15 protein-coding genes are annotated in these 19,837 nt (G+C 59.8%); 12 read left to right on the top strand and 3 right to left on the bottom strand.

Annotation, left to right across the window (positions count from 1 at the left end; all coding sequences use genetic code 11):
* The first annotated feature begins 1,118 nt into the window (after positions 1-1,118).
* From METAC_RS24375 to METAC_RS0117795, 5 genes are read left to right on the top strand one after another with little or no spacing between them, the layout of a single operon-like run.
* Positions 1,119-4,346 carry an AAA family ATPase gene (locus tag METAC_RS24375; RefSeq protein ID WP_084143772.1) on the top strand — a complete coding sequence of 1,076 codons (3,228 nt, stop codon included), beginning with the start codon at positions 1,119-1,121 and terminating at the stop codon, positions 4,344-4,346.
* Positions 4,343-5,272, top strand: coding sequence for an encapsulin (locus METAC_RS0117810; RefSeq protein WP_026608072.1), 930 nt, complete (start codon positions 4,343-4,345; stop codon positions 5,270-5,272). Before METAC_RS24375 ends, METAC_RS0117810 begins: the two co-directional genes overlap by 4 nt.
* 13 nt (positions 5,273-5,285) lie before the next feature.
* Positions 5,286-6,173, top strand: coding sequence for a DUF3237 domain-containing protein (locus METAC_RS25360; RefSeq protein WP_051335665.1), 888 nt, complete (start codon positions 5,286-5,288; stop codon positions 6,171-6,173).
* An 11-nt stretch (positions 6,174-6,184) separates the two neighbouring features.
* On the top strand, positions 6,185-8,263 hold the full coding sequence (locus tag METAC_RS24365; protein WP_084143768.1) for a hydroxysqualene dehydroxylase: 2,079 nt from the start codon (positions 6,185-6,187) through the stop codon (positions 8,261-8,263).
* A 6-nt stretch (positions 8,264-8,269) separates the two neighbouring features.
* Complete coding sequence (locus METAC_RS0117795) at positions 8,270-9,295, top strand: polyprenyl synthetase family protein (protein ID WP_026608071.1); 1,026 nt, start codon at positions 8,270-8,272, stop codon at positions 9,293-9,295.
* A 22-nt stretch (positions 9,296-9,317) separates the two neighbouring features.
* Here METAC_RS0117795 and METAC_RS0117790 read toward each other — a convergent pair whose 3' ends face one another.
* Positions 9,318-9,764, bottom strand: a complete 447-nt coding sequence (locus METAC_RS0117790; RefSeq protein ID WP_156898267.1) for a hypothetical protein — start codon at positions 9,762-9,764, stop codon at positions 9,318-9,320.
* A 354-nt stretch (positions 9,765-10,118) separates the two neighbouring features.
* Positions 10,119-10,817: a TetR/AcrR family transcriptional regulator gene (locus METAC_RS0117780; RefSeq protein WP_026608069.1), complete on the bottom strand. Its 699-nt coding sequence runs from the start codon at positions 10,815-10,817 to the stop codon at positions 10,119-10,121.
* 174 nt (positions 10,818-10,991) lie between these two features.
* On the opposite strand from METAC_RS0117780, the gene METAC_RS0117775 reads away from it, so the two are divergent.
* The 7 genes from METAC_RS0117775 to METAC_RS0117735 all read left to right on the top strand — a co-directional run bounded on the left by METAC_RS0117775 (position 10,992) and on the right by METAC_RS0117735 (position 16,926).
* Positions 10,992-12,146: an ABC transporter permease gene (locus METAC_RS0117775; RefSeq protein WP_026608068.1), complete on the top strand. Its 1,155-nt coding sequence runs from the start codon at positions 10,992-10,994 to the stop codon at positions 12,144-12,146.
* Positions 12,143-12,877 (top strand): ABC transporter ATP-binding protein, encoded by a 735-nt coding sequence (locus METAC_RS0117770; protein ID WP_026608067.1) that lies wholly within the window; start codon positions 12,143-12,145, stop codon positions 12,875-12,877. Before METAC_RS0117775 ends, METAC_RS0117770 begins: the two co-directional genes overlap by 4 nt.
* The gene (locus tag METAC_RS0117765) at positions 12,874-13,848 is read left to right on the top strand and encodes an efflux RND transporter periplasmic adaptor subunit (RefSeq protein ID WP_036255700.1); all 975 of its coding nucleotides are present in this window, start codon (positions 12,874-12,876) and stop codon (positions 13,846-13,848) included. Before METAC_RS0117770 ends, METAC_RS0117765 begins: the two co-directional genes overlap by 4 nt.
* The gene (locus METAC_RS24355) at positions 13,848-15,329 is read left to right on the top strand and encodes an efflux transporter outer membrane subunit (protein ID WP_084143764.1); all 1,482 of its coding nucleotides are present in this window, start codon (positions 13,848-13,850) and stop codon (positions 15,327-15,329) included. The genes METAC_RS0117765 and METAC_RS24355 overlap by 1 nt, the downstream gene beginning before the upstream one ends.
* A 73-nt stretch (positions 15,330-15,402) precedes the next feature.
* Positions 15,403-15,603, top strand: a complete 201-nt coding sequence (locus tag METAC_RS26865; protein WP_198017248.1) for a hypothetical protein — start codon at positions 15,403-15,405, stop codon at positions 15,601-15,603.
* Positions 15,604-15,729: 126 nt separating this feature from the next.
* The gene (locus METAC_RS27325; RefSeq protein WP_026608065.1) at positions 15,730-15,993 is read left to right on the top strand and encodes a DDE-type integrase/transposase/recombinase; all 264 of its coding nucleotides are present in this window, start codon (positions 15,730-15,732) and stop codon (positions 15,991-15,993) included.
* Between the two features lie 660 nt (positions 15,994-16,653).
* Complete coding sequence (locus tag METAC_RS0117735; protein WP_026608063.1) at positions 16,654-16,926, top strand: hypothetical protein; 273 nt, start codon at positions 16,654-16,656, stop codon at positions 16,924-16,926.
* A gap of 1,036 nt (positions 16,927-17,962) precedes the next feature.
* Here the strand turns inward: METAC_RS0117735 and METAC_RS24345 are convergent.
* On the bottom strand, positions 17,963-19,819 hold the full coding sequence (locus METAC_RS24345; RefSeq protein ID WP_051335663.1) for an AIPR family protein: 1,857 nt from the start codon (positions 19,817-19,819) through the stop codon (positions 17,963-17,965).
* Positions 19,820-19,837 lie beyond the last annotated feature (18 nt).

The following is a 19,837-nucleotide window of genomic DNA, read 5'->3' as shown; positions in this document are numbered from 1 at the left end:
GGCGCCGCAAACACCCTGATGATAAAGGCGAGCATCCGATCAACAGGCAGCTTGCGCTATGCGTTTGACGCGACCGGAACCGGCCTAGATTTCCTCGGGGTTACGCATCCTGTGCAGGTGTCGCTCACATCGGCCCGTACGGCGGCTTGACCAAAGTCAGGGCTGATATCGATAAGGTCGGCCAGGCCGCCGTCAACTGATCGCCGATGGCGGCGCCGTAAATCCGTAAGCGTTGAATAGCGGCCGGCTACCGAGGATTTCGAGGATCGAAGCTGGCTGTCGCGTTGACGCCAAAGGCGAGATTTCCCATTTTGGATGGGTTGAATTGATAATAAATTGAGTCGGAGCACCGAATTGGTTTCATAGATGACGTCAATTATGTGAATCTTGGCCGACCGAGACGAGAATGGTGTCGCGCTGCGCTTAATCATGAGGTTCTGACAAATTTTGCGAATTGTTTCACTTAATTATGAGATAAACGTTCGTTTGCGTCTCATAATTGCAGAAATTGTAGGACAAAGAAGACCATTATGACGACTATGATTCAAAAAAAAGTTACAGATCTTACAATAGTCTTATGCTTTCTATACAAATATAGAATGTACGTATGTTGTCGTCTAGAATTGTATTTACTATTAAGCCAAGCATCTCAAATTAAATAAAATATTAAATACATTTAAATAACTTATTTATGGTGTATCGCGATTAAACGTAGCGTGGCAGGAAAGCGGAAATAGAGCCAGACCAAATAGCTGATCATCTCTAACGGAACTGATGGCGTCAATAATTCTTGGCTGGTTGGACATAACTCATGCTTACCCCGCCTCTCGCTCCGTTTCACTTAATGTGACAATACCGTTGCAGCGGCGCCTTATTCTGCGAAACAATATCAGCTTGGAAGGAGCCATTCGCCAAACAGCAAGAAAGAACTCTTGTCCTGATAATATCTAGTACCATGCAAATTCACAAATTGCGGCTATTTCCGGCTTGCAACTACATTGCCGCGAAGGCAGGTTGTGTGCTATCGGAACCTCCACGTTATCTTTCCTGGACAAACACCTGCCTGATGGTCGGTTACGCTCTTACGGTTTTGGGTAGGTGGTCATGGACAATTGCGCATGACTCTTCGGGCGGCTCTCGACCGACTCAGGCTCGGAGAGTTCCACGAGCTGCTAGCAGCCCACGACGTCGACGAGCGCACACTCCACGAGTTGTCAGAAGCCGACCTCTGCGAACTTGGCCTAACCCTCGGACAACGAAAAAGATTCTTGCGGGCTAGATCGGAGGCCAAGGCCCGGCTTAGAAAGCCGAGATCGCCAGCGGCAGGAGAGCGCCGGCAGCTGACCTCGATGTTCTGCGATCTGGTCGGCTCCACGCCCCTGGCGCTTCGCCTCGATCCCGAGGACTTCAGCGAGTTGATCTGCTCATTTCAGGACAGCTGCGCCGGCATCATCACGCGGGGGGCTGGGTACGTTTCCGCTTATCGTGGCGACGGCGTGCTTGCCTATTTCGGCTATCCCAGAGCCCGCGAGGACAATGCACAATGCGCAGCGCGCGCAGCTTTGGAAATCGTCGCGAAGATCGGACAATTGCATACGCCTGATGGGGAGGCGCTGAGTGTTCGCGTCGGCATCGCGACGGGGATGGTGGTGGTGGGCGACGTCGGCGAATCCACGAACGGGCGCGAACAGACGATTGTCGGCGATGCGCTCCACCTCGCGTCGCGTCTGCAAGGGATCGCAAGGCCAGGTGAGATCATCATTTCGGAAGCGACGCGAAATCTCAGTGGTGGGCTATTCGACTACGAGCCGCGGGGCGAAATCGTCCTAAAAGGCTTTCCGGAAGCAGTGACGACTTATCGCTTGGTAGGAGAAAGCGCTGCGCAGAACCGGTTCGACGCCCGTGCGAGTTCTAAGCTCCAGCCATTTGTCGGGCGCGAGATGGAACTTGGCGCGCTCGTCGAGAGATGGTCCGTCGCGCAGTCCGGCGACGGTCAAATTGTCATGGTCCGCGGCGAGGCCGGAATCGGAAAGTCCCGGCTTGTTCTTGCGTTCATCGAGCAGCTCCGGAACAAATCTGTGCAGATCGTCAGATGGAATTGCGCGGCCCATTTGGCCAATCGCGCGCTCCATCCGATCGTCAGGGATATTGAGATCAGGTCCGGCTTTTCGCGAACGTTTTCCACTGAGGCGCGTCGGGCCGGAGTCGACTCGCTGGTCGCGGATTGTCCGACGCTGGGCCCGGCCGACCAATCGCTTTTCGCCGATCTCCTTGGTTTCGAGAACGATGCGCACGACGGCCTCGACGCGGCGACGCGTGCGCGGCGCATGTATGACGCTCTCGGACGCTGGCTTGAAGGAATGACGCACAGCGCTCCGGTCCTCATCTTGCTGGAAGACGCACACTGGGCGGACGCCGCGACTCTCGACTTCCTGACGACAATCGTCGACCGAATGCCTCGGCTGCCGATGCTCCTGCTCGTGACGCACCGGCCCAATTTTGTGCCTCCTGATGTGATCGCGGGACCGGCCAAGACGATCAGCCTCGAACCACTCAACGCCACAGCCGGCGCCTGCCTCCTGGCCGCGGTCCTAGGTGAGCGCGCCCTGCCGGCGTCAATCGTGCGCATGATCCTCAAGAAGGCCGGCGGCGTGCCCTTGTTTGTCGAAGAGCTGGCCAAGACCGTGCTGGACACCGTGCCGAGCCTCAACAACGCTTCGGAATCGTTTCCAGCGCTTACGATCCCGGCGACACTTCAAGATTCGTTGATGGCCCGCCTCGACCAACTCGGCGACGCCAGGGAAATTGCGCAAATAGGTAGCGTCATTGGCCACGAATTCAGCGACGCCATGCTGCGCGCAATCGCTCCTGATCACGCCGATATCGAGGGAGCCTTGCGCCGCTTATTCAATTCAGGTCTTGCGCGGGAGGACGCGCTAAGCGGCGTCCGAGTGATCAGATTCCACCACGCACTGGTCCAGGACGCCGCATACGAGTCGCTGCTCAGAAAGAGACGGAGGGAACTCCATCGCGCCGTCGCGGAAGCGATGCTGGCCAACGAACCGGCTTTCGCAGGCGTCGAGCCTGAAGTCATCGCGCACCATTGCTCGAGGGGAGGCCTCCCGGTGCCGGCAACGTCGCACTGGCTTGCCGCAGGACGCCACGCTCTCGACAGAGCCGCAAACATTCCTGCTGTCGCCTATCTGCGTGCGGCGCTGGAGCAACTGGCTCTTCTCCCGGACAACGCCGAGCGCGCGAAAATGGAGCTTCGACTCCATATGGCGCTGGCTCCGGCGACTTCAGCCATATATGGCTGGGCGGCCAGGGACGTCGAAATCGCCTGCCGTCGCGCGATCGATCTGGCAAAGAAGATTTCCGATGGAGAGGCTCTGTGCGGCGCGACATGGGGCTTGTGGACAAACTACTTCATCCGCGGCGAAATGGACCCCGCGCTGGAAACTGCCCGCGCTGTTGCGACTATGGCGGTAGAGACGAAAAGCACCGTTCTCGAACTCGTGTCGGCGCATGCGCTCACCTATAGTCACTACTCACGGGGCGAGTATCGTGAGGCGCTGTCGGCGGCGGAGATCGGAATCGCGCGCTATGAGCCGGATGCAGATCGGCAGGCGCTGCTCGCATTCCAGCTCTCTCCAGGTTTGGCATTGCCGACCTTACTTTCGAACGTTCACTGGTTGCTAGGAAGCGATGCTGAAGCCGATGCGTCGATGGCAAAAGCGCACGCCATGGCCGAGGAGCTGCAGCATCCGCCGGCGCTAGTCCACTGCCTGTGCGTTTCGTCTTATTTTCTGGTGTTCTCCCGCCAGTGGGCGCGACTGGCGCCGATCGCCGAGCGGGCGGTTCACATCTCCGCAGCCGAGGGCTTTCGCTTCTGGGAGCCCTCGGCGCGGATTTGTCTAGCCCTGGTGGAGGCGCAGGATGGCGACCGCCAAGGCGCCATCCTGCGTATTATCGAGAACATGAAGCAATTCAGGGCGACCGATTCATCGATCGTGATGAGTCAGTTCGAGCCCGCGCTGGGCGAATTGCTGATCGAGTGCGGCGATCCGGCTCATGCCGCGCGTCGTCTTTCAGACGCCATCGAGGATTCAGAACGCCGTAGCGAGCGCAACTATTTGCCAGAACTATACCGTGTTCGCGCTATCGCGTTCGGTGAACTCCACGATCTCGAACGGGCCGAGAAAGACGCGAGAACGGCGCGCAACATCGCCAAGGCCCAAGGCGCTGTGCCTTTGATCGGTCGGGCCGAGGAAACGTTGCGCACCCTCTCAACTGGCGCGCAGCCAGCGGGCGGCGACGAATATTTCAGAAGGAAGCTAGAGGCATGAGTGATTTCGGCTCCCCATTGACGGACGGCCAGTGGAGCAGGATCCGCCAAATTGTCCATGACGAAGCCCTGCGCGCCCGCGTGGCGGCGTCGTTCCTGCCGCTCTACGGACCGTTGCCGGCCGGAGCGACCACCACGACAGTCAACAAACTTTCGTATGACGAGGACCTTAAGCGACTGGTCGTTGACGACGAGTCAACAATCCGGCTCGCCAATGTCTCAGTGAATGTCTTCGTCAAGAACCATATGCTTGCAGATCCGGAAATGGAGGCCGCGAGGATTATGTTCGAGCGCGCGGCGCAGATTATTGCTCGGCTCGAAGACGCGATCATCTTTGCCGGCGAAAAGGATAAGTTCGTCCAAGGCGCAGAGGGTATCCCGCCGATCTATAAGGTTGGCGGTGAGGACAATTACGTAGGCCTTGTTAGCGCAGCGTGCAATGCAAATAACCCAATACCGATTGAGCCAGTGGGTATGCTTGGCGCCGCGACCTTCACGGCTGTGGTTAACGCCATCAATCTTCTCGAGACCAACGGATATTATAAACCATATGCGTGTGTTCTTTCGGATACGCTGTATACATCGGTCTACACGCCGATCCCCGACTCGATGGTTCTGCCTGCCGACAGCATTCCGCCGGTACTGAACGGCCCGCTCCTACGCTCGAGTACGCTGAATAATTACCCAAGGCAGGATGCGGCCGAAAACAAAAAGCAAGATGCTGGTATTCCGCCAAAGGATAGCGGCAGGGGCATCGTCGTTTCGCTCCAGGGCAATCCTGTCGAAATTGTCGTGGCGCACGATATTTCAGTTCGATATTTGCAAGCGACGGAAGACGGCGATCATGTTTTTCGGGTATCGCAGCGCTTCGTGCTTCGGGTGAAGGATGCCTTGGCGGTCGCCCTTATCCAGATCAAACAGAGTTAGGCCCGACTTCATTATGGCCGAATACGCCGAGAAAGGGCTTTCACTGCGTTGGGACACGCCGGATCTGGCCGCGAACGCGCGACACATTCTCGTCGCGGCGCGTCCCGTCCATCCCGCCAATGTGGTGAATGTCGTCTATACGGTGAACGGCGGCGCGCCGCGCATAGCGCGTGGGTATCGTACGCAGTTAGCCGCTCGATCCGATGGGGAAGAGCAGTTTGCCGTCGTCCTGCCGCCACAGCCGGACGATGCGCTTGTGTCGTTCGTGCCCGTCCTATCCTGCTCGGGCCGTGAGGCCGATCCCCGACGGGGCGGCGTCGCACTGACGCAGTTGAGACAGCTGGGGGCTCCCGCGGCGACGGCGACCGAGCGTTTTGCAACCGAAGCCTCGCGAATCGTTCCTTCCCACCCGGCCCGGTTTCCGTTCGAGCCGAAATTTTTGTTCCGGGTTACAGCCCCCGTAGAACGCGACGAATATCCGGTTGGCGAGACGCCGGACGGCCTCCGCTTAACCTTCATGCTGCGTGGCGGCGGCTCCGTACACGGACCCGGCGTCTCCGGCGAAATCTTGCACCGGGGCGGCGACTGGATGCGCATCCGCCCCGACGGCGTGGGGATAGCGGAAATTCACGCCCTCATCAAACCCGTCGATGGCGGGATCATTCTCACCGAATACAGCGGCGTCGTCGATTTCGGTCACGACGGCTACCGGATGCTGGCGGCCGGCAGCGGACCGAAACGCGCGCCGCTTCGTTTCGCGCCACGCTACCTCACGTCGGAGCCTAGATACTGTTGGCTCAATCGCCTTCAGTGCTTCAGCGTGGGGGAGGTCAACCTTGAGCGGTATCTCGTCGAATACGACCTGTACGAGTTCCCGTCCGCACCGGCTCGCCAGACCTGAGGGAGGACGTCGTGCCACAGAAGGTCGTCATTCTCGGAGGCGGGGTCGCCGGCCTCAGTGCGGCGCACGAACTGCTCGAGCGGGGATTCGTGGTCGAGATCTTCGAGAAGCTGAAAATCCCGGGCGGTAAGGCCCGAAGCATTCCCGTCCGCGAAGGGCTCGGCAATCACGGCTCTAAGAACGGATGCGTCGCAGCGCTAGAAGGGCGCGAGGCGGCTTTGCCCAAGGGGAATTATCAGCAGTTTGTGCCGGGGGAGCACGGTTTTCGCTTTTTCCCGAACTTCTACCGCCACATCACCGACACCCTGTCTCGCATTCCGTCAGGAAGCGGGACGGTCTTCGACAGTCTCGTGGAGACGACGCAAGTACTCGTCGCGCGCTACGACAAGGCTGGGATCGAACTGCCCTCGCGCTTTCCCGCAAACGCCTACGAACTCGCGACAACGCTGAAGACGTTCTTGTGGAGCATTTCGCCGCACAACGAGATCCCTTACGCCGAGATCGAGCATTTTTCCGGTTGCGTTTGGCGGATCATCACCTCGTGCGAAGATCGGCGTTTTGACGAATACGAAAAAATGGACTGGTGGGATTTCGTTGGAGCCGAGAGCCGCTCAGCCGCCTACCAGAAGCTGCTGGCGATAGGCATCACGCGTTCGCTCGTCGCCGCAAAGGCGAGGTCGGCGAGCGTCAAGACGATCGGCGACATCTTTGTACAGCTGCTCTTCGGCATCCTGACGCCTGGAGTCGCATCGGACCGACTGCTGAACGGGCCGACCAATCAGGTCTGGATCCTCCCATGGCTCGCATATCTGAAAACCATGGGCCTAGTCTATCATCTCGACTCTGAAGTGATGGAGATTCAGGTTGGCGGCGGCCGGATTACCGGCGCAACGGTGCAAACCGCCGGCAAAACGCGGCACGCGTCCGCCGACTGGTTCATTGGCGCCCTGCCCGTCGAGCGCATGGCGCCCCTCGTCACGCCGGCGATGAAGGCGATCGACCCCTCGCTCGCGAACCTGGGGCCGCTGTCGAACAGCGTGGAGTGGATGAACGGCATCCAGTTTTACTTGTTGCACGACGCGCCGATCATTCACGGCCACATCATCTTCATCGACAGTCCCTGGGCATTGACCGCCGTCTCCCAACGGCAGTTCTGGAATACCATCGACTTTGCCGACTGGGGCGACGGCAAAACGCGAGGGGTGCTTTCCGTCGACATCTCGCAGTGGGATACGCCTGGATTTAATGGCAAGGCGGCGGTCGAGTGCACGCGCCAAGAGATCGCAGACGAGACATGGCTTCAGCTGAAGCGCAGCCTGAATGTTGGCGACGCCGAAGTGCTCCGCGATGAGGATCTGCACTTCTGGTTCCTCGATCCGGACATCGGGGACGATCCGTCTGATCCCAGCCGGAGATCGGACGGCGAGCCGTTGCTGGTCAACAACAAGAACACTTGGCGTCTGAGGCCTGAGGCGGCGACCGCGATCCCTAATTTTTTTCTTGCGTCCGATTACGTCCGAACATTCACCGATCTTGCGACGATGGAGGGTGCTAACGAGGCGGCCCGGCGCGCCGTCAACGCAATTCTAGAGCGAAGCGGCTCCGACCGCCCGCAGTGCCAACTGTGGAATCTGCACGAGCCAGAGGCGCTCGCGCCGTTCCGCGCCTATGATCGGGCTCGCTATCAGTCCGGTCTGCCCTGGGACGACCGCTTTGCCAAGGCGGCTGAGGCGGCGCTCGCGATTGGCCAAGCGACGACCGGCGTCACGGCGGGCGGCGCCGGGCCGCTGGCCGCCGTGACGCCGTTTGTCGAAGCGCTCCTCGCCGCGAGTGCGCCGCTGTCCCACCCCATTGCAGCTCAGGCGCTGTCCATGATCGGTCTACCGGCAGGCGTGCTTCGCGACCCAATTGACACTGTCACCGATTTCGGCGCGCCGAAACCACTCATGGACGCGGTCTCGAAGGCCGCGGTGACTGCGGAGCCATGGCTCGCGGGCGCGTCGTCGCCGGACATGGCGACGGTCTTAAATACGACCAGCGCAGACGCCACTCGGGCGCAGTCGCGCATCCGAATCACGCAGAAAGCCTGACCGGCGATGGACAGGAAGGCGTTTCTCGAGCGACTTGGCGAATACGGCGGCTTGGCTCGCGCAACGCTGCTCGAACGTCTGCCCGACGGCGAGCCGCGGGCGTATCTCTACCAGCCAATGCGCGAGTTCTGCGCGAGGTCTGGCAAGGGAATTCGTCCGGCGCTTCTCATCGCCTCGTGCCGAGCGTTCGGCGGCAGACTTGAGGACGCTCTGACATCTGCGGCTGCGCTTGAACTTCTCCACAACGCCTTTCTGATCCACGACGATATTCAGGACCAGAGCGAAAGTCGGCGAGGCATTCCTTGCCTCCATGCTCAACTGGGCGCCCCACTCGCCATCAATATCGGAGACTCGATGCTGGCGAACGCCTTTCGCTTATTGCGCAGCAACTTCTCACGCCTTGGCCCGGAGACCGCTTGGCGGGTGTTCGACGAGTTCGATCATTTGGTTTCGGAGTCGCTCGAAGGACAGGCGATGGAGCTCGGCTGGATTCGGGACAACGAACTATCAATCAGACCTGAAGACTATCTGCGGATGACTCTGAAGAAGACCTGCTGGTACAGCTTCATGCATCCCTGCCGCATCGGTTCCCTAATTGCACGCCCGCACGAGCCGAATCTCGACGCTTTCAACGCATTCGGCTTCTATCTCGGCGCCGCCTTTCAAATTCAGGACGACGTACTCAACCTGGTCGGCTCGCACGATCGTTACGGCAAGGAGATTTTCGGCGACATCTATGAAGGCAAGAGGACCCTGATGCTCTCCCGGCTGGCAGCCGTCGTCGATCCTACCGAGCGAGGGCGACTTTCACGCTTTCTCGCCACGCCCCGAAACGCGCGCAAGGAAGCGGAGGTTGCATGGGTTTTTAATGCAATGGAGCGGCATGACTGCGTCGGCTATGCGGGCAAGGCGGCGGCAAAATTGGTCGAGGGAGCCCGAGCCGTCTTTCCTGCGGCCTTTGCCAGCGCCTCTGGCGTCGACCGTGACTTTATCGCCTATTGTCTCGATTTCGTAACCGGGCGGGACGCCTGAGAGCTGTTCGTAACGAGCAGGGTCAGCGAACTTCCGCCTGGAAGGGCACAGAGAAGGTTTCGTCGCCGGTCGCCGAAATGGTCCCGGCGTAGACGCCGGGTCGCGCGTCGGGCGGCGCCATCACCTTCACCGTAACGTCCGTGGGAATGCCACTCGAAACGGTCACCGTCGATGGGTGGATTCGAATCGAATTGGCGGGAATGCGCGAGCCCCCGGCTACGAGGTCGCTCGGCCTCAAGCTAATCGTTATGGGCGGGGTTTCCCTTTCGGAGGTTAGACTCAAAACCATTTCGCCGACGTCGCCGGGGGCAAGGTTGTCACGGATGCGGAAGCCGCGTTGCGCGCTGCCGCTTGTTTCAAAAATCAAGACGTCCTTCGCGAGATCAACAATGTCGATCTCGTCAAAGGGAGGCGCCATCACATCCGGCAGGTTCATGGACTCATAGGGCAAACGCACGAAATAGGGCAATTTCAAGTTCCCTAAACCGGTTAGCAGGGCCTGGAGACGCGCATGGATTAGAGCCTCACGCCTGACTGATGCGTGAATGTTACCGAATCGAACGACATCGTCAATGGGCTCTAGGCCATCGACTCATTAAGGCGCATCCAAACTCGGATCGAGGCGAGCTGCACGCCGACGAGGAAATTGTCGGCGCGCTTATCATAGCGCGTTGCTACGCCTCTGTAGTGTTCGATTTTGTTGAATAAACGCTCGCCGAGATTTCTATAGCGGTCCACGATCCGAAGGTGGAATCATCCTCCCGCCGATTCGGAAATCCCCTTTATGAGATCATGACCTAGAGCCTAGTCTCACAGGTGGCGGCTAAGTATGTGTGTCCTCACCCTTTTTGCTCCGGCCGGCAGACTGGGCCAGGGCGCCGAGAGCTTTAATGCCGGCAAGGGCATAAGCGGCCAGAGCCTCCACCAACGCGGAAAGATCAGCAGCATCCGCCCGGCCGGAACTGGTGATGGTATGAACCATCCCGGGCGATCCAATCAGCAGCATGAGGCTTGGGGTCATGGTGCAAAATGCGGCCTGACGAACGACTGGATCGTCAACCGGCACGCCCATGATCTCGGCGACGATGACGTCGATCGTCGATATGCGCGGCTTCATCTGCTGCGCATGGAGGCGCAGCATGGCTGGTGACGGCGAGACAAGCTCCCTGCTGACAACGCGAAGCTCCCACGCGTGCGAGCCTAAGCCGAGCAGGGCGTCCAGGTGAAGCGCGATGATCCGCTTGATCTTGTCGGCCGGCGCCACGTCGCTTGCCGCGATCGCCGCCAAATCCTCCGAGCTCAGGACCCGTTCATGGGCGCGTAGCAGAACGGCGTCGTAAAGGGCGTCAAAGCCGCCGAAATGGTAGTTGACGGCGGCGCTGTTCGCCTCCGCCATGGCGCAAATCTCTTTGCTGGTGGCTCGATCGAATCCCTTCACGGCAAAGACGTGCCCAGCCGCCTGCAACACGGCTTCGGCGGTTTGGCGGCCGTCGGTGCGTCGGCCAGAGTGGGTGATCAGCATGGGGTCCCTAATAGCAGGACGGGCAAACGGCTCAATTAAAATATGGAATTGAAATTAAAATTTCAATTCGCTATTATGGATGCCTAAGCCGCCAGCGCCGGGCTTCGAACCCCCGACGCTCAGACAAATGGTCGCGCTGCTTCGCAGTTCGGTTGAACGTCAAAAAGAGTTCCGATGCTGCGTGTGTCCTGGAAGATGTTGGTCGGCGATACCGCCAAATACCTCGGCATCCTGTTCTCCCTGGCATTCACCACCCTGCTGATCACGCAGCAGGGGGCGACCCTGCTGGGCATCCTGTCCAGCACGACGAGCTTCATCGACAGCATCGGCGGCGTCGACCTATGGGTGGTTGACGCACGCGTGCAGAACGTGGACGACATCAAGGCGCTGACGGATACGCAGGTTTACCGGGTCAGGAGCGTCCCTGGCGTCGCCTGGGCGGTGCCGCTCTACAAAGGCTCCATCAAGGCCCGGCTGCCCGACGGCACGTCCCAGAACTGCCAGCTCATCGGCCTGGATGACGCCACCCTGATCGGTGGGCCGGCTTCGATGCTGTCAGGCCGCCTGGCTGACCTGCGCAACGCCGACGCAGTGCTGATCGACGAGGATGCGGCGCGTGACAAGTTGGCGCGGCGCGACGCAAATGGGCAGCAACAAGCGGCCGGCGTAGGCGCCACCTTCGAGCTGAACGACCACCGGGCGACCGTGGTCGGAGTCTATCGCGGCCAGCGCAACTTCCAGTCCCAGCCTGTGGTCTACACAACATATAACCGGGCCAAGACGATCCTGCCCAATGAGCGCAAGCTGCTGTCCTACATACTGGTGCGCCTGCAGCCCGGCGCCGACGTGGTCAGCGTACAGACCCTTATTCGCCAAAGCACAGGGCTGCGCGCCTATACCGGCGAGGAATTCTCCAGCAGCTCGCTGGCCTATTTCATACAGAACACCGGCGTGATCATGAATGTCGGACTGTCCGCGGTGATGGCCTTCGTCATCGGAGGCGGCATCGCCGGCATGACATTCTACGACTTCATGCTCGACAATCAGCGCTATTTCGCCGTGCTCCGCGCCATGGGCACGCGCGACGCCACCATGGTAGGCATGGTCACGCTCCAGGCCGCCGGGGTCACCCTGATCGGGTTCGGGTTGGGCATCGGCGCGGGCGCCGCCCTGCTCCGATTCGTCCTGGCCAACAGCGAGATCTCCCTCACGCTCACCTGGCCGCTTTTGGCTGCGGTGGGGAGTATCGTGGTTTTAGTGGGCGTGGTGGCGGGCACGATGGGGCTGCTGCGCGTCCTGCGCACGGACCCAGCGGTGGTGTTCAAGTGAGCGCCTCCGCCGCCGCTTCCTCGGCCACAGCCCTGCGCTGCGTCGGCGTGACGCGCTCCTTCGCGTCGAGCGCCGGGCCCGTTCCCGTGCTCCGTGGCATCGACCTAGACGCCCGGGAAGGCGAGGTGCTGTTCCTGGTCGGTCCATCCGGCTGCGGCAAAACCACTTTGCTCACAGTCATCGCCGGGCTGTTGCGCCGGGACGGCGGCGAATGCAGCGTGCTAGGCGAGGACCAGGAAGCCATGGACAAGGGCCAGGCCGCCGACTTCCGCCGCGCCAACATAGGCTTCGTGTTCCAAGCCTATAACCTGATCCCCACGCTGAGCGTCGCCGAGAACGTGTCCGTGCCGCTGCTGCTGAACGGTCGCAGCTGGGCCGCAGCGCGGCGGGACGCGGAGGCGGTGCTCGCCTCCGTGGGCCTGGCGGACAAGGCGGACGAATCTCCCTCGCGGCTCTCGGGCGGCCAGCAGCAGCGCGTCGCCATCGCCCGCGCCATCGTTCATGCCCCGCGCCTTATTGTTTGCGACGAGCCCACCAGCGCGCTTGACCACAAAAACGGCGAGGAGGTCATGCGCCTGCTCCGCCAACTGGCGCGCGAGAAGGGCTCCACCCTGGTGGTCGTCACCCATGACCATCGCATCTACGACTACGCCGACCGCATCGCGGAGATGGATGACGGTCGTGTGGTGCGTATTTCCACCCCGGCCGAGGCTGCAAGGCACGACCAATGATCCGAATTGTCAAAACTCTTATTCTGCCCGGCCTGGCCGTGGTGGGCCTGTTCCTGGCCGGCGCCGTCGTGATCGGCACGGGGCGTGCAGCGCCTCCCGCGCAGCCAGTAAGCGAGCCGGGCGCATCGCCCTTCACATCCTATGTCAGCGGCAGCGGCCTGACGGAGACGCCGGGCCGCACCATCGGCATCGCCGCATTCTCCTCCGGCGTGGTGACGGAGGTGGCAGTGACGGCGGGCCAGCGCGTCCCCAAGGATGCGCCGTTGTTCCGCCTCGACGACCGCACCGAACGAAGCGCGCGCGATCAGCGTCGAGCCGAGCTCGTTTCGGCGCGGGCCCAGGTCACGGAGGCGGCGGCGCAGCTTGACGATTATCGCGCCCAACTCCGCTTCGCCGAGGCGGTGACCGACCGGCGGGCCATCAGCGCCGAAGATCTATCCAAGCGCCGCCTAGCTGTCCGGCTATACGAGGCCAAGCTCGCCACGGCCCAGGCGAGCGTCGGGTCGGCCGAGGCGCAACTCGCGCAGGCCGAGGCGACGCTGGACCGCCTGATCGTACGGGCGCCCTTCGACGCTACCGTCCTGCAAGTGAATGTACGCGTTGGCGAGTACGCCTCGGCTGCGGCGCTGAGCACTGCATTGGTCGTGCTCGGCCGGCAAGGCAAGCTGCAGGTGCGGGTGGAGATTGACGAAAACGATGCCTGGCGCGTGCGGCCGGGCAAGCCCGGTCGGGCCTACCTGCGAGGCAACGCCGGCCTGTTCTCCCCTCTGCGCTTTGTCCGAATTGAACCCTATGTCGTGCCGAAGAGCTCGCTTACCGGCAGCAGCAGCGAGCGCGTCGATACTCGCGTCCTCCAGGTCGTCATGGAGGTCGAAGCGGAGGACCTCCCACTTTTTGTCGGGCAAATCCTGGACGTGTTCATCGAAGCGGAGCCCCTGACGCTGAAGGCCGCCAGCACGGGAACGCCTTGATGCGCGCCGTGCTGTCCTGGGGCGCCTGCATGCTTCTGCTCGGCCTGGGGGCGGTCCTATCCGGATGCACCGTTGGCCCCGACCACATCGCGCCGACTCCGGCCGTCGCTGCCGCCTGGTCTTCGCCGCAGGACCAGGCGGAACGCCGGAAGTCGCTCGTGAACTGGTGGCGTCGCTTCAAGGATCCGGCGCTCGACGAATTGATCGAGGAAGCGGGGGCGGGCAACACGGATGTGGCCCAGGCGGTGGCGCGACTACGGCAGGCGCGCGAAACCACCACGCAAACCAATGCGGCGCTTTACCCGAGCGTCGACGCCTCTGCGAGCGCCACGCGATCCCGCACCTTCGCGGGCGCCACCACCGGCACGGATAACTCGCTCGGCAGCAGCTACGTCGCTAGCAACAGCTTCGCCGTCGGGTTTGACGCGAGCTGGGAGCTGGACATCTTCGGCGGCAAGCGGCGCGACCTTGAGCGCGCCATAGCCTCGGCGGACGCGGACGTGGCGGACTTGGCGGACACCTTGCTGAGTACGCAGGGCGATGTGGCCAGCTACTACGTGCAGCTGCGCGGCTATCAGGCGCGGGTTGCGCTGGCCCGGCAAACCGTCGCCCTGCGTGAGGACAGCCTGGCCCTGGCGCGGGCCAAGGCCCAGGCAGGCACAGGCACGGGGCTGGACGCCGTGCAGGCGCAGGCTGAACTGGAAAGCGCCCGCGCGACAATTCCGCCGCTGGAGCAGGGCGCCCGCGAAGTGGAGCTGCGCCTGGCCGTTCTCATCGGGCAGACCCCGGCTGCGGTGCGAACCCGGCTCGCGCCGGTGCGCCCCGTGCCGTCCTTGGCAGGGGGCGTGAATCCGGAGCCGCCGGTGACGGTGTTGGCGCGGCGGCCGGACATTCGCGCCGCCGAACGCCGGATCGCCGCAGCCACGGCGAATATCGGCGTCGCGGAAGCCGACCGACTGCCCGCCGTATCCCTGGCCGGTTCCGTTGGTCTGAACTCTAGCCGCCTCAGCGGCGTCACCAAGCTCAGCTCGAACGTCTGGTCGCTCGGGCCGACTGTGGACATGCCCATCTTCGACGCCGGCCGGCGGGCCGCGGTGGTGCGGGAGCGGGCGGCGGTGCGCGAAGAGTTGATCGCCTCCTGGCGCGGAAAAGTGAACGCTGCGGTTGAGGAGGTAGAAAAGGCCTTGACGGATCTCGACCGTGAGCGCGCCCACGAGGCCGCGCTGCGTCGCACCGTCGCGGCCTATGCAGACTCCGCATCGCTCGCGATGGTGGTCTACCGCGCCGGGCGTGGCGACTATGTCAATGTGGTCACGGCGCAGCGTTCTCTGGCCAGCGCGCAAGACACGCTGGTGCAAAGCCAAGTCAGCCTGGACAGGAGCGCCATCGCGCTATTCAAAGCCCTTGGCGGCGGCTGGGGGGAACGCCGGAGCAACGCCGGAACTCCGCTCGCCTCCCTCCCTCCTGGTCCCGAGCAATGAGTTGAGCTTTGCAGGGTTGTGGCGCTAACTTTTGGAAGCGACGCGACGAAATGTCGAGAGCGTGAGTCGGTTCATGCAGCGAGGACTCTGGCGCACACGGCTGAAGCGGGTCATATTCGCCGCGAACTGGCCTTTGGAGCAAGCGAATGGCTATGCCGCGCTGGATGATCTGTTCAAGGGCCGCCATTTCGGCCGCGAGGTCATCATCCTCTGCGTCCGGTGGCATCTTCGGTTTAAGCTTAGCTTTCGAGATCTCGTGGGCAATGATGGCTGAGCGGGGAATGTTCCTGGCTCATACGACGATCATGCGCTGGATCCGGCGCTATGTTCCGGAATTCGAAAGCGCTGGAACCGCTTCGCCTGCCGGGCCGGAGACTCGTGGCGCATCGACGAGACCTATGTGAAGATCAAAGGCTGCTGGACCTACCTCTATCGCGCTGTCGATAAGCAAGGAAAGACGGAGGATTTCCTCTTTCGCGCCAGGCGGGATCTCGCAGCCGCTAGGGCGTTTTTTCGTCGGGCGTTCAAGAGCCAGGGGCAGCTGCCGTACGCCATCACGCTTGATGCTGTCAGGCTTCGCATCGGGCGGCCCGGGAAATCCTTGGCGAACATCATCGCGGCAAACGAACCAAAATCAGGTCCTCGAAATATCTCAACAGTCTGATCAAGCAGGACCGTCAATCGATTAAACTTAGATTGGGTCCAGTGCTTGGATTGAAGCGCTTTCGGAGCGCCTCCATCACCATAGCTGACATCGAACTGATGCGTCGGATCAGAAAAGGTCAATTCAAACTCGTCAAGCCTCTCATCAAAGGCAAAGCCGCGCCCGAAATCTGGAATGTAGTTCCCGCTGCATGAGCCGACTCACGCTCCCTATCAATTCGTTGCATTGATTCAGAAAGTTTGCGCTAGAGCCCGCCTTGAAGGCCGGCGTCGTCGTTTGCTCATCATCGCTCCTATTGGGACAGTCATTTTGGCCGCGATCGGGCAGAAACTCTGCTTATCCTATTGTCCAAATTCGTCGGGCAAGCTCTCTTGAACGCGGAGCCTCACATCAGCATTGTCACGACGGTCTCCGCGTGCGCATAGAAGGTCAGAGGAAGCTCCTTGATTGTCTTCTTCCGCCAGATCGCATCGGCACGAGCTCTGCGCCAACGTCTGTCGACCGGATCGTCTCGACCGTAGTTGTCAGCGTGATATTGTACCGCGGGCGCAGATTGCGCGCGGCTGGGACAGGCGATGCAGCTTGACGAACTCAGGCCAGCTGAAAAATTGGGTAAAGCGCCAACACATGGCTTGAACCTATCATTTACGGGCAACAGCGATGAGCATCGAAGCGATTACTCGCGATGAATTCGACCAGCACCACGTCTCCCGCGGGTCCTTTCCATGGGCCCACGAGCGCGGCTGGTTTCGGCTCGCCGCAATTCTAGGCGTTTTGATCTTCGACGCGGTTGACGAGAATTGGTCCTATGTCGTCCTGCTCCCCGACGGGGAAGGAGGCTACCGAGGCGGCGATCTCGGCACAAAATTCGAATCTTTCGAAGACGCCATCGACGCTCTGCACCAATCTATGCGCAACCAGATGAATGGCTGAGGCGTCTCAATAATAATCGGATGGATCTTTGCCTCTAGGGCGGCAATCTTTCGGGCAGTTTCTGATCGTTCGACAAGGGTTCGCCCGCGCTTATTTCAGGCGTTGGGGAAACCAGCGAAAACTTAGCTTGTGATCCTCTTGGCAGAATGGCCAAGGTTCAAATAGTTGGGTTTCCAATCGTTCGCTTGGAATGTTTGCAAACCATTTCGGCGAAAACAACGCTCCCTCAAGTTCGATCGAGCGCTGGCGCCGTCAACGAAGGCGCGGGCGCGACGCGGCGGTCGCCAATGCACAACTTCCTTTTCCAGCGCGACCTTTGAAACGGGCATTCGCTTGCCCCGATCTTCCCCGCACCAGCCGAATCGTCCCGTCCGGATTGATTTCGACGCTCCAACCGGTGACGGCGCCCTGGGCGGCGCGAAAGGCGCGAGCAATATCGGCTTGCGTAAAGTGGGCAGTTCGGCGGGACACGCCTGAACATGCCTATCTGGCGCGCACGGGAGTTCGAGCAAGTTTGGCGACGCCTTATCGGGGAAGAGTCGGCATACGACCGGAGCGTGCAGAAATATTATCTCTAAATTATTCATTTCATTGGCGCGCCCCTCAGGATAAAACTGCGAACACCTATATTATTGAAATAACGATCTAATTTTATGTATTTATTTTGGCGTCATCAATAACGTCTGCAAGGAGGCTTGCGATAAAGCTGGCAGAGGCGGACTCATAACTTTTCGGCCGCACCCTCTCGAAAGTTGGATCTACCCAGTTACCCGAACGCCCGAACGGTATGCTGCCGCGCCAGTGCTAGACTCGCCTTTCGAGCACTGGATGACACGGAAAGTCCGTAAATCGCCATCTCCCTGACCGCCTTGCCGCCGCCAAATTTCTGTTCTTTTCCCGCGCCCGCTCTGTGTAAGTGGAAAAAGTTGTCACGACTTCGCGGTGTTCGATTCGTAAATTCAAACTGACTCACTAGCCAAACTTCGGCATCTCGATTTTTTTCTCAAGAAAGCTCTGCAACGGCCGACCGTTTATTTCATATCGCTTCGTTAAGAGCCTTATTGATAGCTATTGCTTGCTCTCCTTTGCGGAAGATTTTCTTTGCCATGGAAAGCTGGGTTCGGAGGTTTGGCGAGAACTCATCGCTCTTTCCGAGCTTTTCTGACTTTAGGAAAGCATTCAGATCATTGGTTTTTTGAAACTCAGGCTCCAAATAAATAGAGTCTTCTGCGCCGCTCGTCATATAATCATCGATCACCTGGATCGCTGCATCCCCGACATGCCGAAGCAAATCTGAATCGGCAAGGGATTGGACTGCTTTCACAAGATCAATGTTCGTACGGTTTTTACCCAGATAGAGCAGGCAATCTTTCACGATATCGATCACCACCATCATAAACAAATAGCGGGTTTGGCCTCGGGATTGCTTTTGCGCTCCACGCCCGAAACCATATCCGCCCGCAAGGCGTTGCAGCTGGTACGCCGCGTACAATGAGTCTGTTCCGAAACTTGGCTCGTTTACGATTTTGTTGAAGAGCGATCCGCCGGGCGCAAATGGCGGGTTTTTCCCGAAGGCGATACCGGGCTCGACCAGCCAGCCAGCGGCATACGCTTTGAGCAGGTCGAACGCGTTTGCAGACTCCGAATACAAGGGTGTCACCGTGGGATTTTGCTTCTGGAAGGCACGGCGCGCTTCCCACGCCCCACGTTGGATCTCTAGAAACACGCCAAAGCGGTTATTGAACGCAGGCACCCATGTTCGAAAATCTTCTTCTAGTGCAATAAAGTCCTTCTCACCGACCGCATTTTGCATGTTGGTGTAGCGCGTCGTCTCCGTCAGCAGCGCTTCGCCGCCCGCACCTACCAAAACGATTTTAGTAACGACCACGCCTAGCTTAAGTCGCTCTTCCCATTCCTTTTGTTTTTCGGTCGGCGCAGAGCCGCCTGCATTCAGCTTTCGCTGTAAGACAGACCAGATCGAGCGTGTGGTCTGACAACCATTGACGATGAAGGGATTTACGAGACTAAGTTCGCCGCCGGTGCTGTGCGAGAGCTGCTCGGCGACAATGGTGATGCCATTGTTGTAAAGCCCGAACCGCTCAGGGTTTGTCTCGATTGTCTTCTCAATGCCTTTGTTGACCTTGCGTTTGTTGCCCAGAAACTTACGAACATTTTTTTCATATAACATGTCCAGATCGCCGGACTTGCTTTTGTATTCCTGCATAAACGCAAAAACATTCGGCAACGTCGTTGCACCGATATGAAGCTCTTTTGTCGAAGCGGTTACTGAGGTAGTAAGCTTGACCGAAAGCTGAGGGCCAACGACTTTCTCTTCCTCTTCACGAACCTTGTTATAGATAGTCTCAACAGAAACCGAATCTGTATCGAAGCAATCGCCGAATTTATTCCGGCCCAGGACGCGGACGTTGTTCAGATACTCGTGTTCCTGATCATCAAGCTTTCGGCTCGTGGCCACAACGTATTCCAGTTTATCTCTGTCGCCCATGTTCGATAGGAAGGTTTTCAATCGCCCCACCAGTTCATTCGATAACGACGATAACGATGCCCTCTTACCCTCAAGCGTAGCAAACAGCTTTTGCGCTTCTAGCGTAATTGTATTTGGGCCACTTAGTGCCGTCCCATATTTGCTTTGAACGAGAATCCAGGTGGAGCCTTCGATACCCTCCGCCGGATCGGCTTTTACGAAGACGGCAGCATCAATCCCGCCATCGCCCGCGCCGTCGCACAGAATAATCTCAGCCGTGGCCTCGTCGATCTCGTGCCAGTCCCGAAGGATTTTTTGCGCGAATCGGTTGCCTAATTGAGTCGTACTGGGGTTATCGGCTCGAATTTCCTCAAGCCATTGCTCTTCAAATTCCTCAAATAGAATCATAAAAAGCCCCCAATTTTT

The sequence above is a fragment of the Methylocapsa acidiphila B2 genome (assembly GCF_000427445.1).
GTDB lineage: Bacteria > Pseudomonadota > Alphaproteobacteria > Rhizobiales > Beijerinckiaceae > Methylocapsa > Methylocapsa acidiphila.
Note: the sequence above shows the minus strand (reverse complement) of the source record. Positions and strands in the feature narration are given on the sequence as shown.

Coding starts and splice junctions, on each gene's coding strand:
- METAC_RS24375 (WP_084143772.1), top strand. CDS start 1,119: ATGACTCTTCGGGCGGCTCTCGACCGACTCAGGCTCGGAGAGTTCCAC.
- METAC_RS0117810 (WP_026608072.1), top strand. CDS start 4,343: ATGAGTGATTTCGGCTCCCCATTGACGGACGGCCAGTGGAGCAGGATC.
- METAC_RS25360 (WP_051335665.1), top strand. CDS start 5,286: ATGGCCGAATACGCCGAGAAAGGGCTTTCACTGCGTTGGGACACGCCG.
- METAC_RS0117795 (WP_026608071.1), top strand. CDS start 8,270: ATGGACAGGAAGGCGTTTCTCGAGCGACTTGGCGAATACGGCGGCTTG.
- METAC_RS0117780 (WP_026608069.1), bottom strand. CDS start 10,817: ATGCTGATCACCCACTCTGGCCGACGCACCGACGGCCGCCAAACCGCC.
- METAC_RS0117775 (WP_026608068.1), top strand. CDS start 10,992: ATGCTGCGTGTGTCCTGGAAGATGTTGGTCGGCGATACCGCCAAATAC.
- METAC_RS0117765 (WP_036255700.1), top strand. CDS start 12,874: ATGATCCGAATTGTCAAAACTCTTATTCTGCCCGGCCTGGCCGTGGTG.
- METAC_RS24355 (WP_084143764.1), top strand. CDS start 13,848: ATGCGCGCCGTGCTGTCCTGGGGCGCCTGCATGCTTCTGCTCGGCCTG.
- METAC_RS26865 (WP_198017248.1), top strand. CDS start 15,403: ATGCAGCGAGGACTCTGGCGCACACGGCTGAAGCGGGTCATATTCGCC.
- METAC_RS0117735 (WP_026608063.1), top strand. CDS start 16,654: ATGAGCATCGAAGCGATTACTCGCGATGAATTCGACCAGCACCACGTC.
- METAC_RS24345 (WP_051335663.1), bottom strand. CDS start 19,819: ATGATTCTATTTGAGGAATTTGAAGAGCAATGGCTTGAGGAAATTCGA.